This is a genomic window from Psychrobacter sp. YP14, from assembly GCF_003209315.1.
Classification (GTDB): Bacteria; Pseudomonadota; Gammaproteobacteria; order Pseudomonadales; family Moraxellaceae; genus Psychrobacter; species Psychrobacter raelei.
Map to the genome: position 1 here is coordinate 1,552,963 of NZ_CP029789.1, position 24,567 is coordinate 1,577,529.

General features: G+C 45.1%; 20 protein-coding genes. 4 read left to right on the forward strand and 16 right to left on the reverse strand.

The window, feature by feature from the left end; all coding sequences use genetic code 11:
• Nucleotides 1–80: 80 nt before the first annotated feature.
• From DLE54_RS06450 to aceE, 3 genes are all read right to left on the reverse strand, one after another.
• The gene (locus tag DLE54_RS06450; RefSeq protein WP_011960643.1) at nt 81–1,076 is read right to left on the reverse strand and encodes an ion transporter; all 996 of its coding nucleotides are present in this window, start codon (nt 1,074–1,076) and stop codon (nt 81–83) included.
• A gap of 176 nt (nt 1,077–1,252) precedes the next feature.
• Nucleotides 1,253–2,938, reverse strand: coding sequence for a 2-oxo acid dehydrogenase subunit E2 (locus DLE54_RS06455; protein ID WP_011960644.1), 1,686 nt, complete (start codon nt 2,936–2,938; stop codon nt 1,253–1,255).
• A gap of 128 nt (nt 2,939–3,066) precedes the next feature.
• Nucleotides 3,067–5,892 (reverse strand): pyruvate dehydrogenase (acetyl-transferring), homodimeric type, encoded by a 2,826-nt coding sequence (gene aceE, locus DLE54_RS06460; protein ID WP_011960645.1) that lies wholly within the window; start codon nt 5,890–5,892, stop codon nt 3,067–3,069.
• Between the two features lie 586 nt (nt 5,893–6,478).
• Between aceE and DLE54_RS06465 the strand changes: the two genes are divergently transcribed.
• On the forward strand, nt 6,479–7,027 hold the full coding sequence (locus tag DLE54_RS06465; RefSeq protein WP_227534982.1) for a hypothetical protein: 549 nt from the start codon (nt 6,479–6,481) through the stop codon (nt 7,025–7,027).
• 75 nt (nt 7,028–7,102) lie between these two features.
• Here DLE54_RS06465 and zapE read toward each other — a convergent pair whose 3' ends face one another.
• Entirely contained in the window at nt 7,103–8,221 is a 1,119-nt protein-coding gene (gene zapE, locus DLE54_RS06470) for a cell division protein ZapE (RefSeq protein ID WP_110816644.1), read from the reverse strand.
• A 56-nt stretch (nt 8,222–8,277) separates the two neighbouring features.
• Nucleotides 8,278–8,943 (reverse strand): alpha/beta hydrolase, encoded by a 666-nt coding sequence (locus DLE54_RS06475; RefSeq protein WP_011960648.1) that lies wholly within the window; start codon nt 8,941–8,943, stop codon nt 8,278–8,280.
• A gap of 462 nt (nt 8,944–9,405) precedes the next feature.
• Between DLE54_RS06475 and DLE54_RS06480 the strand changes: the two genes are divergently transcribed.
• Nucleotides 9,406–9,789: a hypothetical protein gene (locus DLE54_RS06480; RefSeq protein WP_110816645.1), complete on the forward strand. Its 384-nt coding sequence runs from the start codon at nt 9,406–9,408 to the stop codon at nt 9,787–9,789.
• Nucleotides 9,790–9,850: 61 nt separating this feature from the next.
• Here DLE54_RS06480 and DLE54_RS06485 read toward each other — a convergent pair whose 3' ends face one another.
• The 10 genes from DLE54_RS06485 to DLE54_RS06530 all read right to left on the reverse strand — a co-directional run bounded on the left by DLE54_RS06485 (nt 9,851) and on the right by DLE54_RS06530 (nt 20,333).
• On the reverse strand, nt 9,851–10,888 hold the full coding sequence (locus tag DLE54_RS06485) for an ABC transporter permease (protein ID WP_110816646.1): 1,038 nt from the start codon (nt 10,886–10,888) through the stop codon (nt 9,851–9,853).
• A 1-nt stretch (nt 10,889) separates the two neighbouring features.
• Entirely contained in the window at nt 10,890–11,957 is a 1,068-nt protein-coding gene (locus DLE54_RS06490) for a microcin C ABC transporter permease YejB (RefSeq protein ID WP_110816647.1), read from the reverse strand.
• A gap of 69 nt (nt 11,958–12,026) precedes the next feature.
• On the reverse strand, nt 12,027–12,806 hold the full coding sequence (gloB, locus tag DLE54_RS06495; RefSeq protein ID WP_110816648.1) for a hydroxyacylglutathione hydrolase: 780 nt from the start codon (nt 12,804–12,806) through the stop codon (nt 12,027–12,029).
• 69 nt (nt 12,807–12,875) lie between these two features.
• Nucleotides 12,876–14,735: an extracellular solute-binding protein gene (locus DLE54_RS06500; RefSeq protein ID WP_197708882.1), complete on the reverse strand. Its 1,860-nt coding sequence runs from the start codon at nt 14,733–14,735 to the stop codon at nt 12,876–12,878.
• 36 nt (nt 14,736–14,771) lie between these two features.
• Nucleotides 14,772–15,917, reverse strand: coding sequence for a 3-phosphoserine/phosphohydroxythreonine transaminase (serC, locus tag DLE54_RS06505; RefSeq protein WP_011960654.1), 1,146 nt, complete (start codon nt 15,915–15,917; stop codon nt 14,772–14,774).
• 113 nt (nt 15,918–16,030) lie between these two features.
• On the reverse strand, nt 16,031–16,957 hold the full coding sequence (locus tag DLE54_RS06510; protein WP_162617736.1) for a hypothetical protein: 927 nt from the start codon (nt 16,955–16,957) through the stop codon (nt 16,031–16,033).
• A gap of 266 nt (nt 16,958–17,223) precedes the next feature.
• Nucleotides 17,224–18,123 (reverse strand): MetQ/NlpA family ABC transporter substrate-binding protein, encoded by a 900-nt coding sequence (locus tag DLE54_RS06515; protein ID WP_110816650.1) that lies wholly within the window; start codon nt 18,121–18,123, stop codon nt 17,224–17,226.
• Nucleotides 18,124–18,366: 243 nt separating this feature from the next.
• Complete coding sequence (locus DLE54_RS06520; protein ID WP_011960657.1) at nt 18,367–19,050, reverse strand: methionine ABC transporter permease; 684 nt, start codon at nt 19,048–19,050, stop codon at nt 18,367–18,369.
• Between the two features lie 3 nt (nt 19,051–19,053).
• Nucleotides 19,054–19,809, reverse strand: a complete 756-nt coding sequence (locus DLE54_RS06525) for a methionine ABC transporter ATP-binding protein (RefSeq protein WP_110816651.1) — start codon at nt 19,807–19,809, stop codon at nt 19,054–19,056.
• Between the two features lie 251 nt (nt 19,810–20,060).
• Nucleotides 20,061–20,333, reverse strand: a complete 273-nt coding sequence (locus DLE54_RS06530; protein ID WP_264755941.1) for a DUF2905 domain-containing protein — start codon at nt 20,331–20,333, stop codon at nt 20,061–20,063.
• Nucleotides 20,334–20,624: 291 nt separating this feature from the next.
• On the opposite strand from DLE54_RS06530, the gene purD reads away from it, so the two are divergent.
• Together purD and DLE54_RS06540 are read left to right on the forward strand one after the other, a co-directional pair.
• Nucleotides 20,625–21,902, forward strand: a complete 1,278-nt coding sequence (gene purD / locus DLE54_RS06535; protein WP_110816652.1) for a phosphoribosylamine--glycine ligase — start codon at nt 20,625–20,627, stop codon at nt 21,900–21,902.
• A gap of 295 nt (nt 21,903–22,197) precedes the next feature.
• Nucleotides 22,198–23,658: an ABC1 kinase family protein gene (locus DLE54_RS06540; RefSeq protein WP_011960661.1), complete on the forward strand. Its 1,461-nt coding sequence runs from the start codon at nt 22,198–22,200 to the stop codon at nt 23,656–23,658.
• A gap of 101 nt (nt 23,659–23,759) precedes the next feature.
• Here the strand turns inward: DLE54_RS06540 and DLE54_RS06545 are convergent, their stop codons facing one another.
• Entirely contained in the window at nt 23,760–24,545 is a 786-nt protein-coding gene (locus tag DLE54_RS06545) for a methyltransferase (RefSeq protein ID WP_011960662.1), read from the reverse strand.
• Nucleotides 24,546–24,567: the final 22 nt, after the last annotated feature.

A 24,567-nucleotide genomic window follows, 5' to 3' on the forward strand; every position in this document is an offset into this window, starting at 1 on the left:
AAAAAGCAGGCCTAGATATGATGTCTAGGCCTGCTTTTTTTGGTCGCTGCGATACTGGTTAGACGCTAAGTCTTGATATATTACAAATGCTCACCGCAATGCGGGCAGTAGTTTTTCTTATCAAGCTCTGCCATTTTGTGCTCGTATTCTTTTTCACGCAGTAGCTGTAATATCACCTCTTCCGCCTGATCTTTACTCAGTCCTAGCTCACGCCTGGTCTGGTCTATTTTAAACCTATCTTTTATTAGGTTCATGCTCTCATCTTCTAACAACAGCTCACGAAATCTTTGTTCCAATTGATCGCGTCGCTGCTCAAGCTCACTGGCCAAGCCTGAGGCTAAAATACCCGCGGGCAAGGCGGCCAAACCCACCCCTAAGATGGTAATCACTGCCCCCAAAAACTTACCCACTGTGGTCACCGGAATAACATCACCATAACCCACTGTCGTTAAGGTCACTACCGCCCACCACATAGACTTGGGAATAGACTCAAATACTTCAGGCTGTGCTTGGTTTTCGACGACATAAATACCACTAGCTGCCGTGACAATCATAATCAGCAAAATAAAAACAACCGCTTTAAACGACTCTTTTTCTTTGTGTAGCACAATCAATAAGATGCGCATAGCCGCAAAGTAACGGGTCAATTTAAGCAATCTAAACAGTCTTAATACCCGTAAGAAGCGCAAATCTACGGTGACAAAGTAATTTAAAAATGCTGGCGCAATAGACACAAAATCAATAATTGCGCCCGGGCTCTTTATCCAGTTCCAGCGGCGGCGCCAATGAGACAGCGTAGGATCAGCATCTTTATCGCGCTCGACAATGGCCCAAAGCCGCATTAAATACTCTACACTGAAAATGACCAAAGAAAAGTTTTCAAAGGCAGTAAACAAAGCTTGATTGGGAAAATACCACGCATCAACTGACTCAGCGATAACGGCTGAGACGTTAAGTAAAATCAGCACTATTAAGAACCGATCAAAGAAACGGCTCAATGACGTCTGATAGGATTCATTTTCAATAATGTTATAAACTCGTTCTCTAAACTGCAGGTATAGCGGATTGGTAAACATAGCAAACTTCAGTGAGTGAGGGTCAAAAGCAAGACAAAAAATGTGTTCTTCAGCCGATATTATAAAGGAGCGCCTGTCGATATACTAACACCCTTTACCAAAGTCAAAAAAAAGCCTTTGATGGGACGCCCATCAAAGGCAATTGTTGTGACTTATTGTTTAGCAATACGCTGTGACTATAGCAAAATACGTCTTGGGTCTGCCAACAGCTTAGCAATGTAGCGGGTAAATACAGCGGCATCTGCACCATTAATAACGCGGTGATCATACGACAAAGACAGCGGCAGCATTAAGCGTGGCTCAAAGTTTTGTGTTTTCTCATTCCAGCGAGGCTGCATGGTCGCTTCAGAAACCCCTAAGATGCCCACTTGTGGCCAGTTGACCAGCGGCGTAAAGTAAGTACCGCCTAGGTTACCTTGACTTGAGATGGTAAAGCTTGCGCCTTGTAAGTCTTTGGCACCCAACTTCTTATCACGCGCTTTGGCAGCCAGCTCACCAATTTCGATGGCGATCTGTTTAATGCCTTTGTCTTGAGCGTCTTTAATGACCGGCACAATCAAACCATCATCTGTCGCAACTGCAATACCCATATTCACCGTTTTTCTAATATGAATTTGAGTATTATCATCACTTAGGTGACTGTTGAACTTAGGATGCTGCATCAATGCGTAGGCGGTGGCTTTGACGATGAAAGCTAGGATTGTTAAGCCAATGCCTTGCGCCTTAAATTCACCTTTTAACTCACCACGCAGTTTCTCAGTCTCAGTAATATCAGATAAGTCAAACTGAGTCACCTGCGGCAAATAAGTGTTGTAATTTAGCTGCGGAATAGACACTTTTTGCAGGCGACTTAAGTCTTGGGTCTCAATCTCACCCCAGATATCTGTCTTACTCATGTCTGGTAAACTTGGCAGACCTGAGCTGACTACAGCACCAGTAGATGCAGCGGCAGAGCCCGTTTGCATATGGGCTTTTACGTAATCAAACACATCTTCTTTTAAGATGCGTGCATTAAGCGCTGTGCCCTCTACTTGAGTGATATCTACGCCTAGCTGACGCGCAAGCTTACGCACCGCAGGTCCTGCATAGACATCGGTAAGCTTGGCATTGACTTGCTGCTCACTAAGCTTCGCTGGTGCCTGACTTTGATTTTGCGCTGTTGGTTTTGGTGCGGCTTGCTTGGCGCTCTCAGGCTTATCTTGTGCTTGAGGCAGCGCTTTATTCGACTCGCTTTCTGACTTAGCCGGCGCGGCGCTTGCAGCAGCTTCTGGCGCACCTGCTGCCTTAATGACAATAAAATCTTGACCGTTGGCTACTTTATCACCAGCGGCCACCAAAATCTTCTCGACAACGCCGGATACTGGCGATGGTACTTCAACAGAGGCTTTGTCTGATTCTACCAATAATAAAGACTGCTCAGCTTCTACGCTATCACCGACGCTGACCATAATCTCAGCAATCTCAGCTTCATCCACACCCAAGTCTGGTAGCGGATAGGTCTGAGAAGTGGCAGCAGCCGGCTTATCTGCTGCTTGTGTTTGAGTTTGAGCTTCAGGCTGTGACGCTTCTTGTGGTGCTTGCTCAGGTTCAGCTTCAGCTTCTGGCTCAGCTTTAGGCTGTGAGTCTGTCTGTGCAGCGTCTGCTTCAATCTCAATAAGTACTGAGCCTTCGCTAACCGTATCACCAAGTGACACCACAATCTTAGTCACAGTACCACTGGCTGAGCTGGGCACTTCTACCGCAGCTTTGTCTGACTCTAATAAGACAATATTATCATTTTCTGTAATGACATCGCCGACCGAGACCATAATCTCGCTTACTTCGGCACTATCCACACCTAGATCGGGGGCTTTAATTTCCATATCTGTTCTCCAGCATTTATATAATTAGACAATGAGCGCTCATTGGATAAGCTCAAGCGATGACTGATCATATCAAGCCAGTTTGCTTTGGCTTTATCCAATGAGGCTTAACGAGAAACTAAGGCTTGCTACTCTTTGACATCATCGTCATTTAACAAAGCAGCATCGGCTTGATCCTCTGCACGCCCTTCATCTCGAATCTCATCATCGTCTTCTTCTACCAAATCTGGTACTGGATTTGGATTTACGTTGTCTGGCGCTGGAGCATCTGGGAAGTGGTCAAACTGTGGCTGTGGCTGCCAAGCAGGTGCTTGATCGGCGTCAATACCTAAGCTGGTAATGGCGTCTTTTACCAAGCGCATCTCAACTTCCCCTTCATCAGCCAAACGCTTCAAGGTAGCCACAACAATGTGCTCAGCATTGACATGGAAGAAGTTACGTAACTGGGCACGGCTATCAGAGCGGCCATAACCATCGGTACCTAATGTAGCATAAGGACGGTTGTCTGGTAACCAAGCACGGATCTGCTCAGAGTAGTTACGCATGTAATCAGTTGCGGCAACCACCACACCTTCATGCTGGGCCAATTGTTCTGTAACCCAAGGCACCTTCTCTTCTTCCATAGGATGCAAGCGGTTGTAATCGTCACATGCCATACCTTCACGGGCCAACTCGTTAAAGCTGGTCACGCTCCATACGTTAGCGCTTACATTGAACTCTTCATATAAGATACGTGCCGCTTTTTGTACTTCACGTAAGATAGTACCTGAGCCAAGTAATTGGACATGCGCGCTGGCATGTAGCTGGCTGTTATCTTCTAACAGATACATACCACGTTTGATGCCTTCTTCTGCGCCCTCTGGCATCGCAGGTTGATCGTAGTTTTCATTCATTAAGGTAATGTAGTAGTACACACGCTCACCTTCACCATACATGCGGCGTAGACCATCATGCATAATGACCGCCAGCTCATAACCGTAGCATGGATCATAGCTGACACAGTTAGGTACGGTGCTAAATAGGATGTGCGAGTGACCATCTTGGTGTTGTAGACCTTCACCATTTAGCGTAGTACGGCCTGCAGTACCGCCCAATAAGAAGCCTTGTGCCTGACAATCCCCTGCTGCCCAAGCTAAGTCGCCCACGCGCTGGAAGCCAAACATTGAGTAGTAAATGTATAACGGAATCATCGGCAAGGCGTTGACCGAGTAGCTGGTGGCCAAAGCAATCCAAGCACTCATAGCGCCTGCTTCGTTAATACCTTCTTCTAGCATGTGGCCATCTTTGGCTTCTTTATAACCCATTAACGCTTCGCTGTCCTCTGGGGTATAAGTCTGACCGGCTGAAGAGTAAATACCTAATTGACGGAACATCCCCTCTAGGCCAAAGGTACGAGCCTCATCAGGCACAATAGGTACCACACGATCTTGAATGTTTTTGTCTTTTAGCATTGCTGATAACAGACGTACGAACACCATAGTGGTCGACTGCTCTTTACCATTACTGCCTTTTAGCACTCTATCAAAGATAGATAAATCAGGAATATCTAACGGAATATGACCACTGCGGCGGTTAGGCAAATGACCACCTAATGACTCACGGCGACCTTTTAGGTACTTCATTTCAGGTGAGTTTTCATCAGGACGATAAAACGGCAGATGCTCTAAATCTTCATCTTTAAAAGGCAGATCAAAGCGGTCACGGAAGTATTTTAGGGCTTCTTTATCAAGTTTTTTGATTTGGTGCGCCTTGTTGACCGCTTGGGCTTGGGTAGATAGACCATATCCTTTAACGGTCTTAACCAAGACTACCGTAGGCTGACCTTTGGTCTTCATTGCTTCACTAAACGCGGCGTAGACTTTGATAGGATCATGGCCACCACGGTTTAGATGGCGGATGTCGTCATCAGTTAATTGATCAGCCATCTCTGCAAGCTCTGGGTACTTACCAAAGAACTCTTTGCGAGTAAAGGCGCCATCACGGGCTTCATACAGCTGATACTCACCATCAACCGCTTCTTCCATACGTTTTTTAAGTACGCCAGTGTGGTCTTTATCCAACAAGCTGTCCCAGCGGCCACCCCAGATAACTTTAATCACACGCCAGCCGGCACCACGGAATACAGACTCAAGCTCTTGGATAATCTTACCGTTACCACGAACTGGGCCATCTAGACGCTGTAAGTTACAGTTAACCACCCAAATTAGGTTGTCTAGCTTTTCACGACCTGCAAGCGAGATAGCGCCTAAGCTTTCTGGCTCATCCGTCTCGCCATCGCCCAAGAATGCCCAGATTTTACGGTCTTCTTTTTCTAACAAGCCACGGTTCATCATGTAGTTGTGCACGTGGGCATGATAAATAGACATGATAGGGCCTAGACCCATAGAAACCGTTGGGAACTGCCAGTAGTCAGGCATTAAGTATGGATGTGGATAGCTTGAGAGGCCTTTACCCCCCACTTCACGTCGGAAGTTCTCCAACTGCTCTTCAGTCAAACGACCTTCTAAGAAAGAGCGGGCATAGATACCTGGTGCTGAGTGACCTTGATAATAGATCATATCACCGCCGAAGTGATCGCTGGCGGCACGGAAGAAATGGTTAAAGCCAGTTTCATACAAAGTCGCACTAGACGCAAAAGTGGCTAAGTGCCCACCCAAATCATCATCGTTTTGGTTGGCACGCATGACCATCGCTAGGGCGTTATAACGAATTAAAGCGCGGATTTTGCGCTCAATACCCAAATCACCTGGGTAAGTTGGCTCATCTTCTACCGGAATGGTGTTCACATAAGCGGTATCTAGGCGGTTAAATGGTAGGCCTTCTTGCACCGCCATATTGTATAGCGCTTTTAATAAAAAGCGTGCCCGCTCTTTATCACTGTGCTTAATAACTGACTCAAATGCATCAAGCCACTCTTGGGTTTCGGTGTGGTCAGCATCGTTATAATAATTCATGACTATTGTCCCTGGTTTTTAATTTGAAAGCATAGCTCATTCACTTGACTACACTTCGTTAAATAATAGCAATTATCGTGTTCTTATGAGTAAACACTTGTAGCACCCCTAAGTATAACGCTATTGATGGCTGTTACCTATCCCTTATAAGAAATGGCTTTGGCAATAGTATTTAGATACTAAATGTTCACAATACGAAAATTAATACAATTGCAGTACAATTAAATTATATATGTAAATAAAATAAGTAAAAATACTTTATTCGTTAACATTTCTCGCTTTAATACAATGATTGTAATAAAATTATAGCAAGGGTACTTGAGACCCGTATCTATCCCTTGCTGAAAAGCAAAATAGTCAATGTCGTGAGCATATAAAAAAGTGACCTAAAAATAAGTTGGTGCCACTATCACGCCAGCTAGCACGTTATGGATAACCTACAGCGTCATTTTTACAGCGCAGAGGTTATTTATAAGCTGATTGGATTAGTTGATTTTTAGTCTGTAGCCTTGGTCCTAGCAGACCAGCTTCAAGTACAGACGCTTGTTAGTTAAACAATTTAGCAAGTATCATAAAGGAGTTCATCTTGACCCCAGTTAATTCAAGAACAGTTTCATTCTTTGCCCGCCCTGCCGCTTTTCATCCGCTAGATTATTCATCATATTATGTATCTTATAAGCGCTTTATAAAGTTTATGCTATCAAGCAGCTTGTGCTTTTTGGTGATGACTCCCGCTCAAGCAAGCCCTAGAGATCCCTTGAAAATGAGCCTGACTGCAAGCAAGGTTGTGGTGGACAAACAAGGTAAAGCCCATTATATTCAGGTAAATACAGCCAAAGTTGGCACTGTCATTCAATACAAAGCCACCTTTAGCAATACGCTACACACAGCGATCCAAAACACCACAGTCACCCTGCCTATCCCCACCAATACCGAGTTTACCGGAGAGGTATATCCACCCAGCGCTCAGGCCTCAGTTGATTATTACAACTATCGAGATTTACCCCTAATGCGCATGGTTGACGGTCAATTGGTAGAGGTTCCTAAGTCAGAATATAAGTCTTTGCGCTGGGATATCAAATACATTCCGCCACGCAAAGCGGTCAATGTGGCCTTTAATACCATCGTGCATTAAAGCGCCTTCAACGCTGCAAAAAAAGGCAGATAGCCGCTATGGGTTATCTGCCTTTTTTGTGGCTAGATTTTACAGTTAGGCTTCTTGTAGCGCTGCAGGATCAACATCTAGGCGATGCTCAAGCTTTAAGTAATCCTCAGATTGCATCTCAAGCAAGCGTGAGCGTGTTCTTTCAATTTCAAAAGCCAGCTTCTCACCTTGATATAACTCTAAGATACTTTGTTCAGCTCGAATCAATAACTTAACACGGCGATCATAAAACTCATCTACCAAGTAGATAAAACGGCGGGTTGAATCACGCAGCACGTCGTTTAAGGCGGGCACGTCATCGACCAAGACTGTGGTAAAGTGATTGGCAATTTCAATAAAATCATTGGCCGATCTAGGCTCCATACACAGCTGTCTAAAGTCGCAATACAAGACGGTTTTGGTACGGGCATTGATTTTAATCTGACGACCATTAATCTCAATAGGCTCTTTAGATATTTTTTGATTGTTGGCCAAAGAGGTAAAGCGGTTAGCCAGCCAGTGACTGTTTTCTTTGGTCAATGGGTACTTATAAAGCTCAGCTTGCTGTAGTAAGCGCAAACGATAATCAATGCCTGAGTCGATATTCATTACTGTGGTGTGTTTTTCAAGCTCAGCAACGGCCGGCATAAAGCGGTCACGGTGCAGACCATCTTTATAAAGGCCCGTTGGCTCAATATTTGAGGTTGCCACCAGCGTGATACCGCGCTTAAATAGCATGGTGAATAAGTCGCCAAGTATCATAGCATCTGATACGTTTGACACAAAAAACTCATCAAAACAAATCAGTACCGCTTCACTATGGATAATATCAGCCACTTTTTCGAGGGGATCACTGCGGCCTTGTAGCTTATTAAGCTCTTTGTGTACTCGTAGCATGAAGTGATGAAAATGCATGCGCATTTTACGCTCAATGGGTACGGACTCGAAGAACATATCCATCATCCAAGTCTTACCTCGGCCAACCCCACCCCACATATACAAGCCTTTAGGCGGCACAGGCTGTGATTTAAAAAAGCCAAACAGCCCCTTTTTTTCTTGTGAATTTTCTAATAACTGATGATAAACCCCATCAAGATAGGTCATGGCCTCTTGCTGAATAGGGTCGTGGTTAAACTCATCCGTGGCAATGGCTGCCTCATACCTTTGTAAGGGGGTTTTATTCATAGTGTCATAACCAGTTGTGTTAAAGGGTTGTCAATTAGGCGACGTGTTATCGTCAGTTATAGCGCGTGCTGCTCTAGTAAAGATCTAATTTCAGTCAGTCGACCATGGAAGAAGTGACCTGCCCCTTCTACCACATAGCTGGCAATTTGCTTATCATCGGCGAACTGCTGCATCAGATGTGGCTTGATGACGTTATCAGCATCTCCGTAAATCTCGAGGGTCTTTTGAGTCGGCAACAGCACATCAGAGGCGTCGTTATTCTCTACAGAGGGCGCCATTAATACCACTTTCACCAGCTCCATATCGCTTAGGCCCCAAATATGTGGAGTGACCATCAGCTGCTCAGCGACGCGGGCGGTAATATAGCCCCCAAAAGAAAAACCACCAAGCCATAGCTTGCGCGCAGGGGTTTGTAGGCTAATCCACTGTAGCACTGCCATGGCATCTTCAATCTCACCTTTGGCATAATCGTGCTCACCAGTGGACTTACCGGCGCCGCGAAAGTTAAAACGGACCACATGCATGCCAGCATCGCGAGCAAAGTTGAACATAGTGGTCACCACCTTATTGGTCATGGTACCACCGAATAAAGGGTTGGGATGACATAATAACGCCACACCCTTGGTGTTAGCATCTTCTGGGTTCTCATGTTGCCATAGTGCTTCTACTTCAAGCACACCAACTGGGCCATCAATCAATAATTTTTGTGATTTTGTCTTCATAATTTTATCTTGTCATTATCAAAGTGTGATATTTTTTCATAATATTAGTGTAGATCCTTGCCGTAGCCAATATAGCGCTTCAGCATAAATGTCGCTTCAGCCACGCTACAACCTACTAAAATCAAAGCCTCTATATTAGCAAAAATTGGCTTCAAAGTGGGTAAGGCTGTGTTAATGGCCGGCTTATTTAAGGCTTATGGGCCGCTTGTGAGCCTCTTAGTTATCATCTATAGCCCAAGTTTTACGCCCACTTGCAATACTCAGGCAACAAGCTCTACATATTTGATGCATAGCTATGTAATTAGGCAAGTGTGATGTCTTATACTATCGTCAGGGCCCTGCTCATTCAAAAAGTGGTGTGGCTTTAATTCATTGAAAATGGCTGATAGATTAAAAATTAATCAATATCCCCTATTCACTTTCTAGCATTTATAGTTTTTTCGCTAAATATTTGAGGTTTTTATGACAACATTGGCTTGGAAGAAAATAACCAAATTAACCACCTTAGGTGTACTCGCCTCAGCTGCCATAGGCCTTAGTGCCTGTCAGTCCACCCCGACAGCGCCGGTCATTCAACGCGCTGACTCAACCTTTGAGACGACAGGTGTGGGCAGCACTAAAGTACAAGCGCAGGAAAATGCCTTAGCCAGCGCCAAAAAAACCTGTGGCATGCGCCAAGCCATCATCGTAAAAGATGAATTAAAGTACAACGGTGTTTTTGATGAAAAAACAGGCCGCATGATTGACCAAGTCGGCTCAATTGCCGGTGTGGTACTCGGAACAGGCAAACCCAACTTATCACGCAGTGATGATTTTGAGTATAACATTAGCTTCCGTTGTCAGTAGCGTAGATCGGTGTCACTCAAACTGGTGGGCTGATGGCTACATAGCTAACATCAGCTCGCCATTAACGTCTGGGGTCAAAGGCATCTCGCAATGCTTCACCAATAAAGATCAATAAAGACAGCACCACAGTCAGGCTAAAAAACGCCGACAATGCTAGCCAAGGCGCATCTAAGTTATTTTTACCTTGGTTCATCAGCTCCCCCAATGACGGTGAGCCTGGCGGTAGACCATAACCTAAGAAATCCAGTGAGGTTAAGGCCACGATATTAGCAGTCAAAATAAAGGGCAACTGCGATAAGCTTGAAGCCAGTGCATTGGGCAGGATATGGCGCCGCATAATTTGCCAATCTGATACCCCTAAATTATGCGCTGCACGCACATAATCAAAATTACGCGCCCGCAAAAACTCTGCCCGTACCAGTCCCACCAAGCTCATCCAGCCAAACAGTAGCATAAGCCCAAACAGTACCCAGACACTGGGGCTAAATAAGCTTACCAAAATAATAATCATAAACAGCTGCGGCAAGCCTGCCCATACTTCCATAAAGCGCTGACCTATCAAATCTGGCCAGCCCCCAAAATAGCCTTGGATGGCGCCCACCACGATACCGATCACAGATCCGGCCAAGGTTAATGCCAACCCAAATAATAACGAAATGCGCATGCCGTACAAGATACGCGCCAATACGTCTCGGCCGGTGTCATCAGTGCCAAGCCAATTACTGGTATTGGGCGGTGCCGGATACGGCATGGCAATCTCCACGCTTGGCGTCTGATCGGCAAATTCAATAGGCGGCATAATCATAAAACCGTTTTGCTCAATCATGTGCTTAACCGCAGGATCTTTATAATCTGCCTCGGTTTCAAATACTCCGCCAAAAGTAGTTTCAGGATAAGCTTTAACAATAGGCACATACAACTCGCCGCCGTATTTGACCAGCAAAGGTTTATCATTGGCCACGACATTTGCCCCCATACACACAGCAAACAGCATGCAAAACAGGGCCAGCGCCAAGACGCCGAGTCTATTTTTTTTGAAGCGGTTAAGGCGTGCTTGCCAAATAGGGTTTAGCCGGTTTTTTGAAGCAGTCTGTGCCATTTTAACGTCCCTCAAAGTCAATGCGAGGGTCAATCAGATGGTAGCTGATATCACTGATGAGCTGTAACACCAATCCCACTAAAGTAAAGATAAACAAGGTACCAAAGATTACCGGATAATCACGCTGCACAATGGCTTCAAAGCCAAGCAAGCCCAGACCATCGAGTTTAAAGATAATCTCTATTAGGAAGTTGCCGGTAAAAAAAATGCCAACAATCGCAGCCGGAATACCAGCAATGATAATAAGCATGGCATTACGAAACACGTGCCCGTAGAGCACTTGATGGCCGGTTAAACCTTTGGCCCTTGCGGTTAATACATACTGCTTGGAGAGCTCTTCCATAAAGCTAAACTTGGTCAAGTAAGTTAAGCCGGCAAATCCACCGACTGTGCTGGCCGCTAAAGGTAATGCCAAATGCCAAAAATAGTCTTTGATTTTGCCAAGGGCACTTAATTGATCGAAATTCTCTGATACCAAGCCTTGCAGAGGAAATAGTTGCCAATAGCTACCGCCTGCAAATAACACCAGTAGAATAACCCCGAATACAAATACCGGAATAGCATGCCCCACTGCCAGCATAAGGGCGGTCAGCTTATCGAGCCCTGACCCATTGTGCATGGCTTTATAGATACCCAAAGGAATGGCGATAAGATAAATGAGCAAGGTACTCCACAGCCCTAAAGATATCGACACTGGCAGCTTTTCAATGATCAGCTCTGTGACCGGCTTACCTTTAAAAAACGACTCGCCAAAGTCAAGCTGGGCATAGCTTTTTAGCATCAGCCAAAAGCGCTCAGTCGCTGGTTTATCAAAGCCATATTGAGCTTTTATTGCCTCAACCATCTCCTGCGACAGCCCTCGAGAGCCGCGGTAGCTGTTGTCCGACATAACTGCGCCGCCCATAGCCGCCCCTGGCGCTTCAGCGTGGATTTTTGACTGTTCAATTTGAGCAATTTGCTGCTCAACCGGTCCCCCTGGCGCCGCTTGAACCAACACAAAGTTGGTCAACAAAATCAAAAACAAAGTGGGGATAATAAGCAATATACGTTTTAATATATAACGACCCATAATGCCAATCCTTAGTTTTTGCGGGGGCAAGTTGACCAAATATGACAGTCAATGAACTGAATAAGCGACTTAGAATTCATCCTTAAGCGCTCTTAGCGCAGCAAATACCGTAAGCGGCTTGGTATCTGCCAAAGTGACCTGATTTTGTACACCATCAATGACCGATAGCTCTTGGGTACGCAAAAACACATTGACCTGCTTTTCATGCGCTAATGTGACAGGTAGTGATGACTGACCTAGGGCCGTCATGCTCTCAACTTCAGTCAAACACTGCTGCATAGCCGCGTTATCAGGTTCGATGCTTAGGCCAAATTTTAAGTTGGCAGCCGTGTATTCGTGCGCCGGATAAAACAAAGTGTTATCAGGCAGCTTGTTAAAGCGCTTAAAGCTGTCATGCAGCTGCTCAATAGTACCGGTGAAGACTCGGCCACAGCCGGCGCTAAACAAAGTATCGCCACAAAATACTTGCTTATGACCCTCTTTATCCAGCACATACGCCAAATGCGACTCCGTATGGCCTGGTACTGCCCACACTTGTGCGGTATAACCCCATGCGCTGACCGAGCTGCCCTCTTTGACGACTTGATCCGGCTTAACCCCATGCTCAGCGCTTGCCACCACATGCGTCATTGGATATAGCTCACGCAATTCAGCGACCCCGCCCACGTGGTCATGATGATGATGAGTGATCCAAATTGCAGTCAGCTCAAGGCCATACTGCTCTAAATAATCCGCTACCGGCTGAGCTTGACCGGGATCAATCACAATGGCTTGTTTATTAGTGTCGTTTACCAGTGCCCATATGTAATTATCGGTAAAGGCTGGAATTGGCGTGATAATTAAGCTCATGTGGCTTCCTATTGGTCTATTATTAAATGGATTTTATCAGCGTTTTTTTAGCGTTATAAAGACGTGGCATCAGCGTTTTAAGTACTTAGCAATGGTCGCATCGGCGGATTTATCAACCCACCAATAATCAACCCCCACCGCATTGTCAGGCAACTGTTTATGGTGACGATACTTATCCCAGTACACGACACGGGTTTGGGTCGAGCCATACATAGGCACCATATAATAGCCTGCCCGAAGCACCCTATCTAGCACCTTAGTGTAGAGCACAATCTGCTCTCTATTATCGGCTAGGATTATTTTAGAGATAAGATCATCAATGGCCTCATTTTTTATACCACTATAGTTCTGATTGCCCTGTTGATCAGCTGCCTCACTGCCCCACATATAACTTTGTTCTGCCCCCGGAGACAGGCTTTGTGGGTAGCCGGCGATAATCATATCGTAATCAAAACGGCGCAGACGCTCAAGATACTGTGGCGCATCCACTTGACGGATTGAGGCATCAATACCCAGCTTTTTTAAATTGCGCACATAAGGCAACAATACTCGGCTAATCTTATCATCAGCAATGAGTATCTCAAGCTTGGCTGGCTGCCCATCCGGCTGATAGAGTTTCATATCTTGATAATAAAAACCTGCCTGTAGCAGCTTTTGGCGCGCACTTAATAAGGCTTGGCGGTTATAGCCTTTGCCATCTGACTTAGGCAGCTGCCACTCTTTGAGTACCTCGTTCCGCTGAATGGGCTCAAGTTTTGCTAATAAAGGCGTCAGCACTGCTTTTTCTTGCTCAGTCGGTACGCCAGTGGCCGCAAGTTCTGAACCATAAAAGTAGCTGTCTAGACGCTCATACTGATTATAAAATAAAGTGTTATTCATCAGCTCAAAGTCAAAGGCGTCCGTAAGCGCCTGCCGCACCCTAATGTCTTGAAATAGTTTATGACGCAGGTTCATCACTAAAGCCTGCATCATCACTGGATTTTTACTGGCGATAGATTCTTTTTTGATCATGCCTGCTTTGACGGCGGGGAAGGTATAGGCTGTGGCCCATTTTCTGGCTGAGCTTTCTTGACGGAAATGATATTGACCCACTTTAAAGCCCTCAAGCGCCACTTCATCACTGCCGTAATACACGTACTTGATAAACTCAAAGTTATAGCGGCCTTTATTGGCCATCACTTGCTGTCCCCAATAATTGGGGTCTCGCTGATAAGTGACACTGCGTCCTTGCTCTACCTTAGCAAGCTTATAAGGCCCACTACCCATTAATGGCGTTAAGCTTAACTGCTCAAAATGCTTATCAACGGCAGCCTTTTGAAAGATAGGAAACTGACCAACTGTCAATAAAATCTCTTTATTATCGGCAGACTTAAAATAAAACTTTACTCGATGTGTATCGAGCGCTTCCACTTTATCTACCCCAGATAAATAACTGCGCACCTGCATTAAGCCCTTAGTTAATAGGGCATCGAAGGTAGCTTGCACATCTTTTGAGGTCACGGGCGTACCATCCCAGAATCGAGATTTGGGATTGATGTGATAAATTACCCAGCTGGTGTCATAAGGATCGTAAGTAATTTTGTCCGCCAGCTGCGGATACATGACAAACGCCTCATTTAAGGAGCCGGTGAGTAAAGTATCATACATATAATCGGTACCGGCCATAGCGATGCCAGTGGTCATCCAAGGGTTGGCACTATTAAAAGTGCCTATTGCAGCTTGTGATAGCGTCCCTCCCTTAGGTGCACTTGGATTGGCATAGGGCATGGCCGGGGCTTTGCTATAACGTGCCTCGCTATTGTGCCCTATGGCGGTGACGGTGATGGGCTTAGCCTCTAAAGCATGAGGTAGGCCCAAGCTGAGTGCGGCAGTTAATACCGCCACAACTTGCCATGATTTACGCTTTGGATGCTCAGAGAACTGTGTCATCACCCTCTCCGCATAAGGTTGGTGCAAGCTGCTAATCTAAGCGTGCTTGTTGGCAAAAGCCACCATAAAGTCACACAGCGCTTGTACTGACTCAAGGCTCACTGCATTATAGATGCTGGCACGCATACCGCCCACATCACGGTGACCTTTTAAATTTAACAGCCCAGCTTGCTCCGCTTCGGCCAAAAATTTGGCATCTAAGCTGCTGTCTTTTAGGGTAAAAGGCACATTCATAATTGAGCGATACTTAGGCTCTACTGGATTATGATAAAAGCGGCTGTCATCAATGGTTTTATATAACAGCTGCGCTTTTTGGCGGTTGATTTTTGCAATGGCCTCTAAGCCGCCCTGCGCCTCTAACCACTCAAATACTAATCCAGCCAAATACCAAGAATACGTCGCTGGCGTGTTGAGCATAGAGTCTTTATCCGCTTGGCTGGCGTAATCTAACAAAGCGGGACACCAAGCGCTGGCTTTGCCAATTAAGTCGTCACGGATGATGACAATAACCAGACCGGCAGGACCGATGTTTTTTTGAGCACCGGCATAAATCATACCAAATTTAGAAACATCAATAGGTTCAGACAAGATGCAAGAAGACATATCGGCAATAATAGGCGCCTCTACCTCTGGCGTCTCAAAAATTTGTACGCCATGGATGGTCTCATTGGCACAGTAATGAAAATACTGAGCACCTTCAGTTAACTGCCAATCACTACGATCTGGCACAGTGGCAAAGTTTGAATCTTTACTAGAAGCCACTTCATTGATCTCGCCCAGACCAAGCTCTGCATAACGCTTGGCCTCTTTAATGGCTTTACCAGACCAAGCGCCTGTGGTGAGATAATCAGCGTTGCCTGGCTTATCGCCATCAGACAATAAGTTTAGCGGAATGGCGGAAAACTGCAGCGTTGCCCCACCCTGCAAAAACAGCACTTTGTAATTGTCAGGAATATTCATCAAGCGGCGCAAGCTCTGCTCAGCAGCTTCTGCCACCTTAATATAGTCGCCACTTCTGTGACTCATCTCCATAATAGACACACCTTTGCCCTGCCAATCTAGCATCTCAGCTTGGGCTTTTTGTAGCACTTCGGTCGGCAATGAAGCAGGACCGGCACAAAAGTTATGTAAACGATGTAAAGTATGGGCTGCATCTACTTGGGCAGAGGTTGTCTGGTTCATAATATTCCTACTAAAAACAAAGATGTGAGGGGTGATAAAACGCTTATAAGACTAAGCTTGTAAGTATAATACAATTATCAGTGCTAAAAACACAGTTAACTGGCTGATTATATTTAAGAGGCGTCATCTCTTTGGTTAAGCAATTGCCACAGCTGTCTTTTTTTATCACTATCAGCCAGCATTTGTGACAATGAGGGCACGTCAACTGAGCAAGGATGGGTAATGGCGTCAGGCATGCGTGTCAGACACCCAACTTTAGCATGATTGTTTTTGGCCAAGCAAAATACAAAGCCTGCCACACTAGCATTGGCCGACTCCTTATCACTGATACCCGTACAAATTGGGAACTTTAGCCCTTGCGAAGTTAACGATAATGCGATCAGCAAGCTTTGCCACAGCTGACGTACCGACTCATTTTCAAAAGCAGCAGTGTCAACGAGCAGTACCCAATCTCGATAATAAGCCCCCATAATCTCAAAAGGCGCTACCTGTTGCAGAGCATCTGTCAAAGCCGCTTTGGCTACCGTTGGCGGCGCTTGATGTACGTCAAGCTTCTCCTTGAGTGCTTGAATAGGATCCTTTATCGAGCGACCTTTTATCAAAGAATGTTTCGGCGATGTCCTCTCTACAGAGGCATCATTATCAGATACAGGCGCCGTAGAGGTTGCGTCGCTCTGATCGGCAGTATCTAAGCTATGTTTTGGTTGTAAGGACTGGGGCTGAGAACGGCTATAGCTTTGAGCGTCGCTTTGTTGCTGAGCGCTATTTTTTGATGCTTCACTGCGTTGCTGCTGATCCGCAGCCTGTTGCTGAGTAGTGCCCAGTAATGGTTGTTCATCTAGCGCATGACTCAGCGCCTCATAGTCGACACTTAGTGTAGCACGGTCACGCTGCACCCAAATATCTAGGCCCATAAGACCCAGAATCTGCCTTTGCTGTGCCATTATTGGCGACACCGGTGCAGGCGCTCTTATCCCAGCCATAGCATTTAAAGCAGGATGAGAGGATGTTTGAGAGGAAGCGGTTGGCGCAAAAGTCATAGCATTTCAAAATCTTGAGGTAATCGCTAAAAAAAAGGGGTACTTATTTATGATTTAGCAGTTTAACAAAAATCGGGGGACATCTCGATGTTATTTTAGCCGCTTAATAAACCGCTCACTTAAAATCTTAGAGGGCAAAGCCAAATCAACAGACAAACAAAAACCCGATACCCAATCACATATACGCTTTTGCGTCATACAATTGGATATCAGGTTATTTATAGCACTTATTATAGCATTTAGTTTAAATAAACTAAGCCAAACAATTACTTAGCAGCAGTGTCTGCTTCCGCTCCCTGCTCTTCACCCCAGATTTTTGGATATTTGTAGCCTGGGAAAGATTTATGTGCATAAGCTTTGAAGCTGTCTGAGTTATAAGCGTCGGTTACATCTTGCACCCATTTTGCGTCTTTATCTGCTGTCTTAACGGCTGACCAGTTAATATAAGCAAAGCTTTTTTCTTGATATAAGGCCTCAGTTAATTTGATGCCCGAATCGGTTGCATAGTTGCCGTTAATCACAGCAAAATCAACTTCATCACGTGCACGTGGCAACTGAGCGGCTTCAAGCTCAATGATATCAATATTCATTGGGTTGGTGGCGATATCAGATTTTGAAGCAGTTAGTGGATCTACATTGTCTTTTAGTGTAATCCAGCCCAAATCATTCATCATTACCAACGCACGAGCGAAGTTACTCGGATCGTTTGGCGCAGAAACCTTCATGCCATCATAGGCTTGGTCAAGTGAGGTTTTTTTACCGCTGTAGATACCTAAAGGTGCGGTAGGTACTTGGAATACTTCGGTTAAATCCAAGTTATTTTCAGCTTTAAAGGTATCTAAGTAAGGCTTATGCTGGAAGATATTGATATCTAAGTCGCCTTCAGCCAAAGCCAAGTTAGGACGCACATAGTCAGTAAAAGTCGTCAGCTTAACGGTATAACCTTTGGCTTCTAATTCACCTTTTACTTGATCACGAACCATATCAGCGAAGTCACCTTCGGTGGTACCGATAACGATGGTCTTTTTGTCTTCAGCAGCAGGTGCCTCTCCAGCTTTTGCTGTTTCTTCATTGGCGTTGTTGCTACAGCCCACCAATACCAGTCCTGAAATACCAGCGACGGTAGCGGCGGCCACAATTTTTTTGCGAATATCAACTAATGTCATTGAGCGTCCCTTATTAACATTGAAAAATTACTATTTAAAATAAAATAGGCGAAAAATCAGCTTAGTAAAATATGTTACTACAGTTTGCATAAATGTTACTGCAGGTTATAGCGCCATTGTACCTGATTAATTGGTTTGGCTTCATGAAAGTTTTGTCAGTACTTATGAGATAAATTCATTAAGCAAACTTTTTTTATTCAACTGGTACGCCATTTAGTAATCCGCATTTTATTGCTACTTTGATTAGCGCTTATCAAGCTTAGCGGCCAACCAGTTACCGATACCTTGAATACCTACCACCATAAGTGACAGTACAATCACGATAAAGATCATAACCTCAGTTTGATAGCGGTAATAACCATAGCGAATCGCCAAGTCACCTAGACCGCCACCACCAATCATACCAGCAGCGGCTGAATAGGACAGTAAACTGATACATAAAATGGTCACAGATAATACCAAGCCTGAGCGGGCCTCAGTCAATAATACCTTGATGATGGTCATGGGACTGGCGCCCATTGAGTCAGTCGCCTCTACAATACCACGGGGTACTTCACGCAAGTTTTGCTCTACCAAACGGGCAAAATAAAACGAGCCTGCCAGCGCCAATACCAGCGAGGCGGCCACAGGACCGATACTGGTACCAATTAATGACTTAGTAAACGGACTCATCGCAATCATTAAGATCACGAAAGGAAAGGCGCGCATAAAGTTGGTAATACCGCCCAGTAGTGCATAGAGGCTTTTATTTTGCAGCAGCTGTTTATCACTGGTTAAGAATAAAAACACCCCAAACAGACCACCGATAATAATAGCCGCTGTGGTAGAGATACCCATCATGACTAAGGTATCTATCGCAGCTTGCCCAATCTCGCTACGTAACTCCCATAGTCGGGCGGTGGCATCATTGAACGTCATTGCTAGCATTGTCTAGTCCTCCTGAACCAATCCGCGGCCCACTTCAGTGTTGGCGATAATTTGACCATCGATAATATCCGCCACTTCCAATAAGTGGCCCTCATGCAACAAAGCGGCTCGATTACATATACGGCGAATCACGCTCATCTCATGGGTCACAATCACAATGGTCACCCCAAGCTTCTCATTGACCTCTTGTAAAGTGGCCAATAATGCACGAGTGGTGGAAGGATCTAACGCACTGGTTGGCTCATCTGCCAATAATACTTTAGGGTTTGGGGCAATAGCACGGGCAATACCCACACGCTGCTTTTGACCACCGGACAGCTGGGCAGGATAGTGATTGGCTCTATCGGTTAGATTGACAATCTCAAGACACTCCATCACCCGCTGATAGATATTATTTTTGGCGTAGCCGGATACTTTAAGATTAAAAGCGACGTTTTCAAAAACAGTTCGGTTAGACATCAGATTAAACTGCTGAAAAATCATACCCACATTATGACGGGCTACTCGCAGCTGCTTTGGATTCATATCCGTCAGTACATCACCATCGATAGTTACCGTGCCACCATCAGGCCGCTCCAGCAAGTTCATTAAGCGTAATAAGGTGGATTTACCTGCCCCGGAATACCCCATCAACCCAAATATCTCTCCCTGCTTTACAGTTAAAGATATGGGCTCGACAGCAGTAAACCACTGAGTTTGGCCATCTTTTTGTGTCTGGAATTTTTTATACACTTGATTTAGAACAATCATATCGCTCATGGCAGTCATCTTGAATTACGAGTTTACAGCTAAAGAAGTCACACTGGAGTTGAGTGAAATATACAGTATGAGACGCACTGTTATGAAAAATTACAAAGCGCAGTAATATAGCATATTGAGCTATTTATGGCATCCAATTATGCAAAATAAACTCATGCAGTAGCGGAATATGGTAATTCTATATCGCCTACTTTTATTGAATAAGCACCTTGTCAAATGATATCCGTTGCTTAAAATCTCTAGTTTGCAAATTAGCGCCGAAAAATAGACAGTAATAAGCTGAGCACAACACTCACCACAATCATAGTCACAATTGGAAAGTAAATACGGGTATTGCCCGACTCATAGCGAATATCGCCAGGTAACTTGCCAAACCAAGATAAGGCGTTCGGAAATAAGGTCAATACGATACCAATGATGACTATTATTAACCCTATCGTCATAAATACTTTGCCCATCTCACCATACCTCATGTTGATGATAAATAATAATATGTTAGATACTGTGTTAAATACTGCTGACATGACTTTATCATGATAATTACTAAATTATTGAGTCTCTTAGGTCTCAATACTCTGAGTATCTGAGTAAATGCCGTATGATTGATATAAAAAACCACCGACTCACTGCTAAAAAGACCGTGGTTTTAGCCCTTATTGGTAATTAAGCGCAACAAACCTGCCCCAACCTGTTAGATTTTGATAAAATGACTGCGCTTGTTGCAGCCTTAGCCTTCAACAACCTCCCATAACACACTGATTGATCAGCATCCATAATGATCAACATACACAATATAAAGCAAACAAGGGTTTTTTATGAATATTTTAATTATTGGTTCTGGTGGTCGTGAGCATGCACTGGCCTGGCAATGTGCAAAAGATGCCGATGTCACCACAGTCTATGTGGCCAATGGCAATGCTGGTACAGCCCTTGAATCAAAATGTGAAAATATTGACCTTGACACCACAGACCATCAAGCGGTGATTTCTTTTTGTGGTCAACATAGCATTGAGCTTATTATTGTCGGCCCAGAAGCGCCTTTGGTCGCCGGCCTAGTAGATGACTGCCGTAACGCAGGCATTGCCACTTGGGGACCTACTCAATACTGTGCCCAGCTTGAGGGCTCAAAAACTTTTGCCAAAGAGTTTATGCAAGCGCATAACATCCCTACGGCCAAATATGCGGCGTTTACAGACATTGAAGCCGCCAAAGCTTATGTTATCGACAATGGCGCACCTATCGTGGTCAAAGCCGATGGTCTTGCCGCCGGTAAAGGGGTAATTGTCGCTGAAACCATTGAACAAGCTCATGACGCCATTGAAGACATGCTGGGTGATAACAAGTTTGGTGATGCCGGTAGCCGCGTGGTTATCGAGCAGTTCTTGCAAGGCGAAGAAGCCAGCTTTATTTGTATGATTGATGGCGAAAATATCCTACCTATGGCCACCAGTCAAGACCACAAACGTGTGGGTGAAGGTGATACGGGCCCGAACACCGGCGGTATGGGTGCGTACTCACCTGCTCCTGTGGTCACAGATGAGGTGCATAAAAAGGTCATAAGCCAAGTGATCGAGCCTGTGGTGCACGCTATGAAAGCTGCCGGTCATCCTTACACTGGGTTTTTGTACGCTGGTCTTATGATTGATGACAACAATGACCCTTACGTGATTGAATTTAACTGCCGCTTTGGTGACCCAGAAACTCAGCCCATCTTAATGCGCCTAAAAAGCTCATTAGTCAAACTGGTTCAGCAAGGCATTGAGGGTAAGCTACCTGCGACTGCTGAATGGGACAGCCGCGCCGCTTTAGGCATTGTACTGGCCTCAAAAGGTTATCCTGAATCCTCATCAAAAGATGATGTGATTACGGGTCTGCCTGCTTTGAACGAAGATAACAGCGTTAAAGTCTTCCACGCCGGCACCAAGCAAAACGGCGAACATGTGGTGACCAATGGAGGGCGTGTACTATGTGTGACGGCGCTAGGCGATACTATTAGCGAGGCGCAACAAGCCGCTTTAGCGACCATAGCGACTATCGAATTTGAAGGGGCGCATTATCGCCGCGATATCGGATATAGAGCCATTAACCGCTAATCAATCTTAGATAAAAAGTAGTCACAAATAGGCTAACGCTGTGACTCAGATAACACTTAAGGCCACTGACTTTAGGATTGTAATTGTAACCAAAACTGAAAGGTCAGTGCGCCAATAAGTTAACAATGTTACTCTATGTCAAAGAGACCGTGGATTGTATTTGGTGCTTAAAACACCCATGATAATAAATACTGCCCATTCATGGTCTTACTAGAACCTCCCATCCTAATTACTTATATTGCCCTCTCATTGGCACATGCCACGAGATGGCTTTAGTTTCCAATATGGTTAAAACATGGCAAATTCATCATCCTCGATACCACCACAGCCTGAGTTACAAGCCACTACCCAAAATGAGCTAAGTGAGCTTAAAACCTCTCGCTTAGACCGTCGTCTATCTATGGCCAAAACCTCGTTAAATCTAGGCAGACGCTGGGCGGGTAATAGCTTTAGTGGGCTGTTTTTAAGTAAAGAAGAAAAAGCCTCGCGCAACCAAGCCTTTATGAAAGAGCAAGCCGCTTATCTGGCAGATGAGCTTGGCAAGCTTAAAGGCTCTGTGGTGAAGATTGGCCAAATGCTTGCCTTATATGGAGAGCATTTTTTGCATCCTGAGATTACCGAAGCCCTACATCGTCTCAATGACAGTACAGCAAGCTTGTCTTGGCCGGTGGTGGAGCGTGCATTAATCGAGCAGCTGGGTCAGCAGCGTCTTAATGAGCTCGACATTAGCCGCACCCCTATTGGTACCGCCTCATTGGCACAAGTACACCGTGCCACTATCAAGGCCACTGGCAAACAGGTGGTGCTCAAAGTCCAGTACCCAGGTGTGGCCGATGCCATTGATTCAGACTTAAGCTTATTTAAGCATTTGCTAAAAGTTACCAATGCTGTGCCACAGACTAAAGCATTAGATGAGTGGTTTAATGAAATCAGTGACCTACTAAAAGTTGAGGTGGACTATCTGGCTGAAGCCCAGACCACCATCCGCTTCTACACACGCTTAAAGCAAGATGAGCGCTATGTGGTGCCAGAGGTGATTGAGGCCTATTCTACTGCCCGCGTATTGTGCTTAAGTTTTGAGGAGGGGGTGCCGGTCACCAATGCTAATTTAAAAGCTCTGCCGCAAGCCCGCCGTGACGCGCTAGGCAAAGCTGCCATTGACATTATGCTCAATGAAATCTTTGTTTGGGGCGAGATGCAAACCGACCCAAACTTTGGCAATTATCTGATTCGCTCAGAGCCTGCTGATAAGCCTGATGGCAAAGACAAGCTGATTTTATTGGACTTCGGCGCCATGCGTCAGTTCGATGAGCATCTGCTTAAGATTGCCCGTAACTTAATGCTGGCAGGCTTTAATTATGATAAATCGCAAATGATGCAGGCCATGCAGGGCTATGAGTTCTTTGATGGTATGAGTGCTGAGGTTAAAGCCAATATGGCTGATGTATTCTTATTGGCCACCGAGCCTTTTAGAGCGCCTAACCTGCAGCAGACGACCATTCCCTCACTCGTTGATGCCCAAGGCTATTATCATTGGGCCAAAAGCAACTTACATAAGCGGTTAATGGAAAGCTCAGGCAATGCCATGCAGTCTCGTGAATTTAGCTTACCTCCCAAAGAGTTTATGTTTATTAGTCGCAAATTTATCGGTGCTTACACCTTTTTAACGGTATTAGATGCACGCACCAATACTTATGATACCTTGAGTAAGTTTGTGCCAATTAACATGATTGCCAGTGGTACCCCTAACGCTTAGTCGTCTTATATGAGTTTAAATCGCTCATTCAAAAAGCGGCCAGATCACAAGATTTGGCCGCTTTTTTGTCAGTTTTTATCTGCTTTATCAAAAGCAAACTATCATTTAAGCCACTCACTGTTCCAATTATCAAAGCGGGTCACATAGGCTTTAGGTTTTGTCATTTGTAGCTCCCAGCAAGTCTCACCACGAGCCAAATACTTAATTTCAAAGTGAGTACGTCTACTGTCCACAGGCACCAGCGTGCGCTCAGTAGGCAGCTGCCAAGTTTGTAGCGACTGCTGGTAAGCGTTATCAATATATTCGGGTATATTACTCGCTAAGATGATCTGACCTTGAGGCACCAATCTAGACAACAAAAACTCAAAAAATGGCATGTTCAACCACTGCTGATTCGGGTTTTTAGGCTCTGGATTGGGATAAAGCAGATAAATAACCGATACACTCTGGGCGGGTAGCGCAGACACACAATACGGAATGGCATCGGCATGCACTGGCAGTAAGTTATCAAGCAGTGCCACCTCTTTACTCACTGAGCTTGCCAGCGTCTTAAAGGCACTAAATTTATTTTGAGTGCGCTCAATGGCAATGAGATCATGATCACCGTGCTGCTTGGCATATAAGCAGGCATGCATCCCTTTACCTGCCCCAATCTCCACCACCAAAGGGCGCGCTAATAGTGCTTGGTGCTCTTTTTCATTGAGGTTATGGCATGCATTTAAGCGCTGTGTGACAAAGATGGGCACCTCAAAGTCTCTAGGTGCCTTAAGCTTTTCGGGCTTAAACTGGCGCGCTTTATGGTGACTAACAGTTGGCTCACTTTGCAGTGCAAGGTGATCGGGTGCTGGGCTTGGTATAACCGAATCGGATAAATTAGAGCTTGGCATAATTTTGGTAAACACTTAAGTG

Bases quoted from the DNA above. Each gene is read 5' to 3' on its own strand.
- DLE54_RS06500 (WP_197708882.1), bottom strand. From the start codon at position 14,735: ATGACACAGTTCTCTGAGCATCCAAAGCGTAAATCATGGCAAGTTGTG.
- DLE54_RS06450 (WP_011960643.1), bottom strand. From the start codon at position 1,076: ATGTTTACCAATCCGCTATACCTGCAGTTTAGAGAACGAGTTTATAAC.
- DLE54_RS06545 (WP_011960662.1), bottom strand. From the start codon at position 24,545: ATGCCAAGCTCTAATTTATCCGATTCGGTTATACCAAGCCCAGCACCC.
- serC (WP_011960654.1), bottom strand. From the start codon at position 15,917: ATGAACCAGACAACCTCTGCCCAAGTAGATGCAGCCCATACTTTACAT.
- DLE54_RS06475 (WP_011960648.1), bottom strand. From the start codon at position 8,943: ATGAAGACAAAATCACAAAAATTATTGATTGATGGCCCAGTTGGTGTG.
- DLE54_RS06485 (WP_110816646.1), bottom strand. From the start codon at position 10,888: ATGGCACAGACTGCTTCAAAAAACCGGCTAAACCCTATTTGGCAAGCA.
- purD (WP_110816652.1), top strand. From the start codon at position 20,625: ATGAATATTTTAATTATTGGTTCTGGTGGTCGTGAGCATGCACTGGCC.
- DLE54_RS06510 (WP_162617736.1), bottom strand. From the start codon at position 16,957: ATGACTTTTGCGCCAACCGCTTCCTCTCAAACATCCTCTCATCCTGCT.
- DLE54_RS06525 (WP_110816651.1), bottom strand. From the start codon at position 19,809: ATGAGCGATATGATTGTTCTAAATCAAGTGTATAAAAAATTCCAGACA.
- DLE54_RS06490 (WP_110816647.1), bottom strand. From the start codon at position 11,957: ATGGGTCGTTATATATTAAAACGTATATTGCTTATTATCCCCACTTTG.
- aceE (WP_011960645.1), bottom strand. From the start codon at position 5,892: ATGAATTATTATAACGATGCTGACCACACCGAAACCCAAGAGTGGCTT.
- DLE54_RS06480 (WP_110816645.1), top strand. From the start codon at position 9,406: ATGACAACATTGGCTTGGAAGAAAATAACCAAATTAACCACCTTAGGT.
- DLE54_RS06515 (WP_110816650.1), bottom strand. From the start codon at position 18,123: ATGACATTAGTTGATATTCGCAAAAAAATTGTGGCCGCCGCTACCGTC.
- DLE54_RS06455 (WP_011960644.1), bottom strand. From the start codon at position 2,938: ATGGAAATTAAAGCCCCCGATCTAGGTGTGGATAGTGCCGAAGTAAGC.
- gloB (WP_110816648.1), bottom strand. From the start codon at position 12,806: ATGAGCTTAATTATCACGCCAATTCCAGCCTTTACCGATAATTACATA.
- zapE (WP_110816644.1), bottom strand. From the start codon at position 8,221: ATGAATAAAACCCCCTTACAAAGGTATGAGGCAGCCATTGCCACGGAT.
- DLE54_RS06540 (WP_011960661.1), top strand. From the start codon at position 22,198: ATGGCAAATTCATCATCCTCGATACCACCACAGCCTGAGTTACAAGCC.
- DLE54_RS06530 (WP_264755941.1), bottom strand. From the start codon at position 20,333: ATGTCAGCAGTATTTAACACAGTATCTAACATATTATTATTTATCATC.
- DLE54_RS06520 (WP_011960657.1), bottom strand. From the start codon at position 19,050: ATGCTAGCAATGACGTTCAATGATGCCACCGCCCGACTATGGGAGTTA.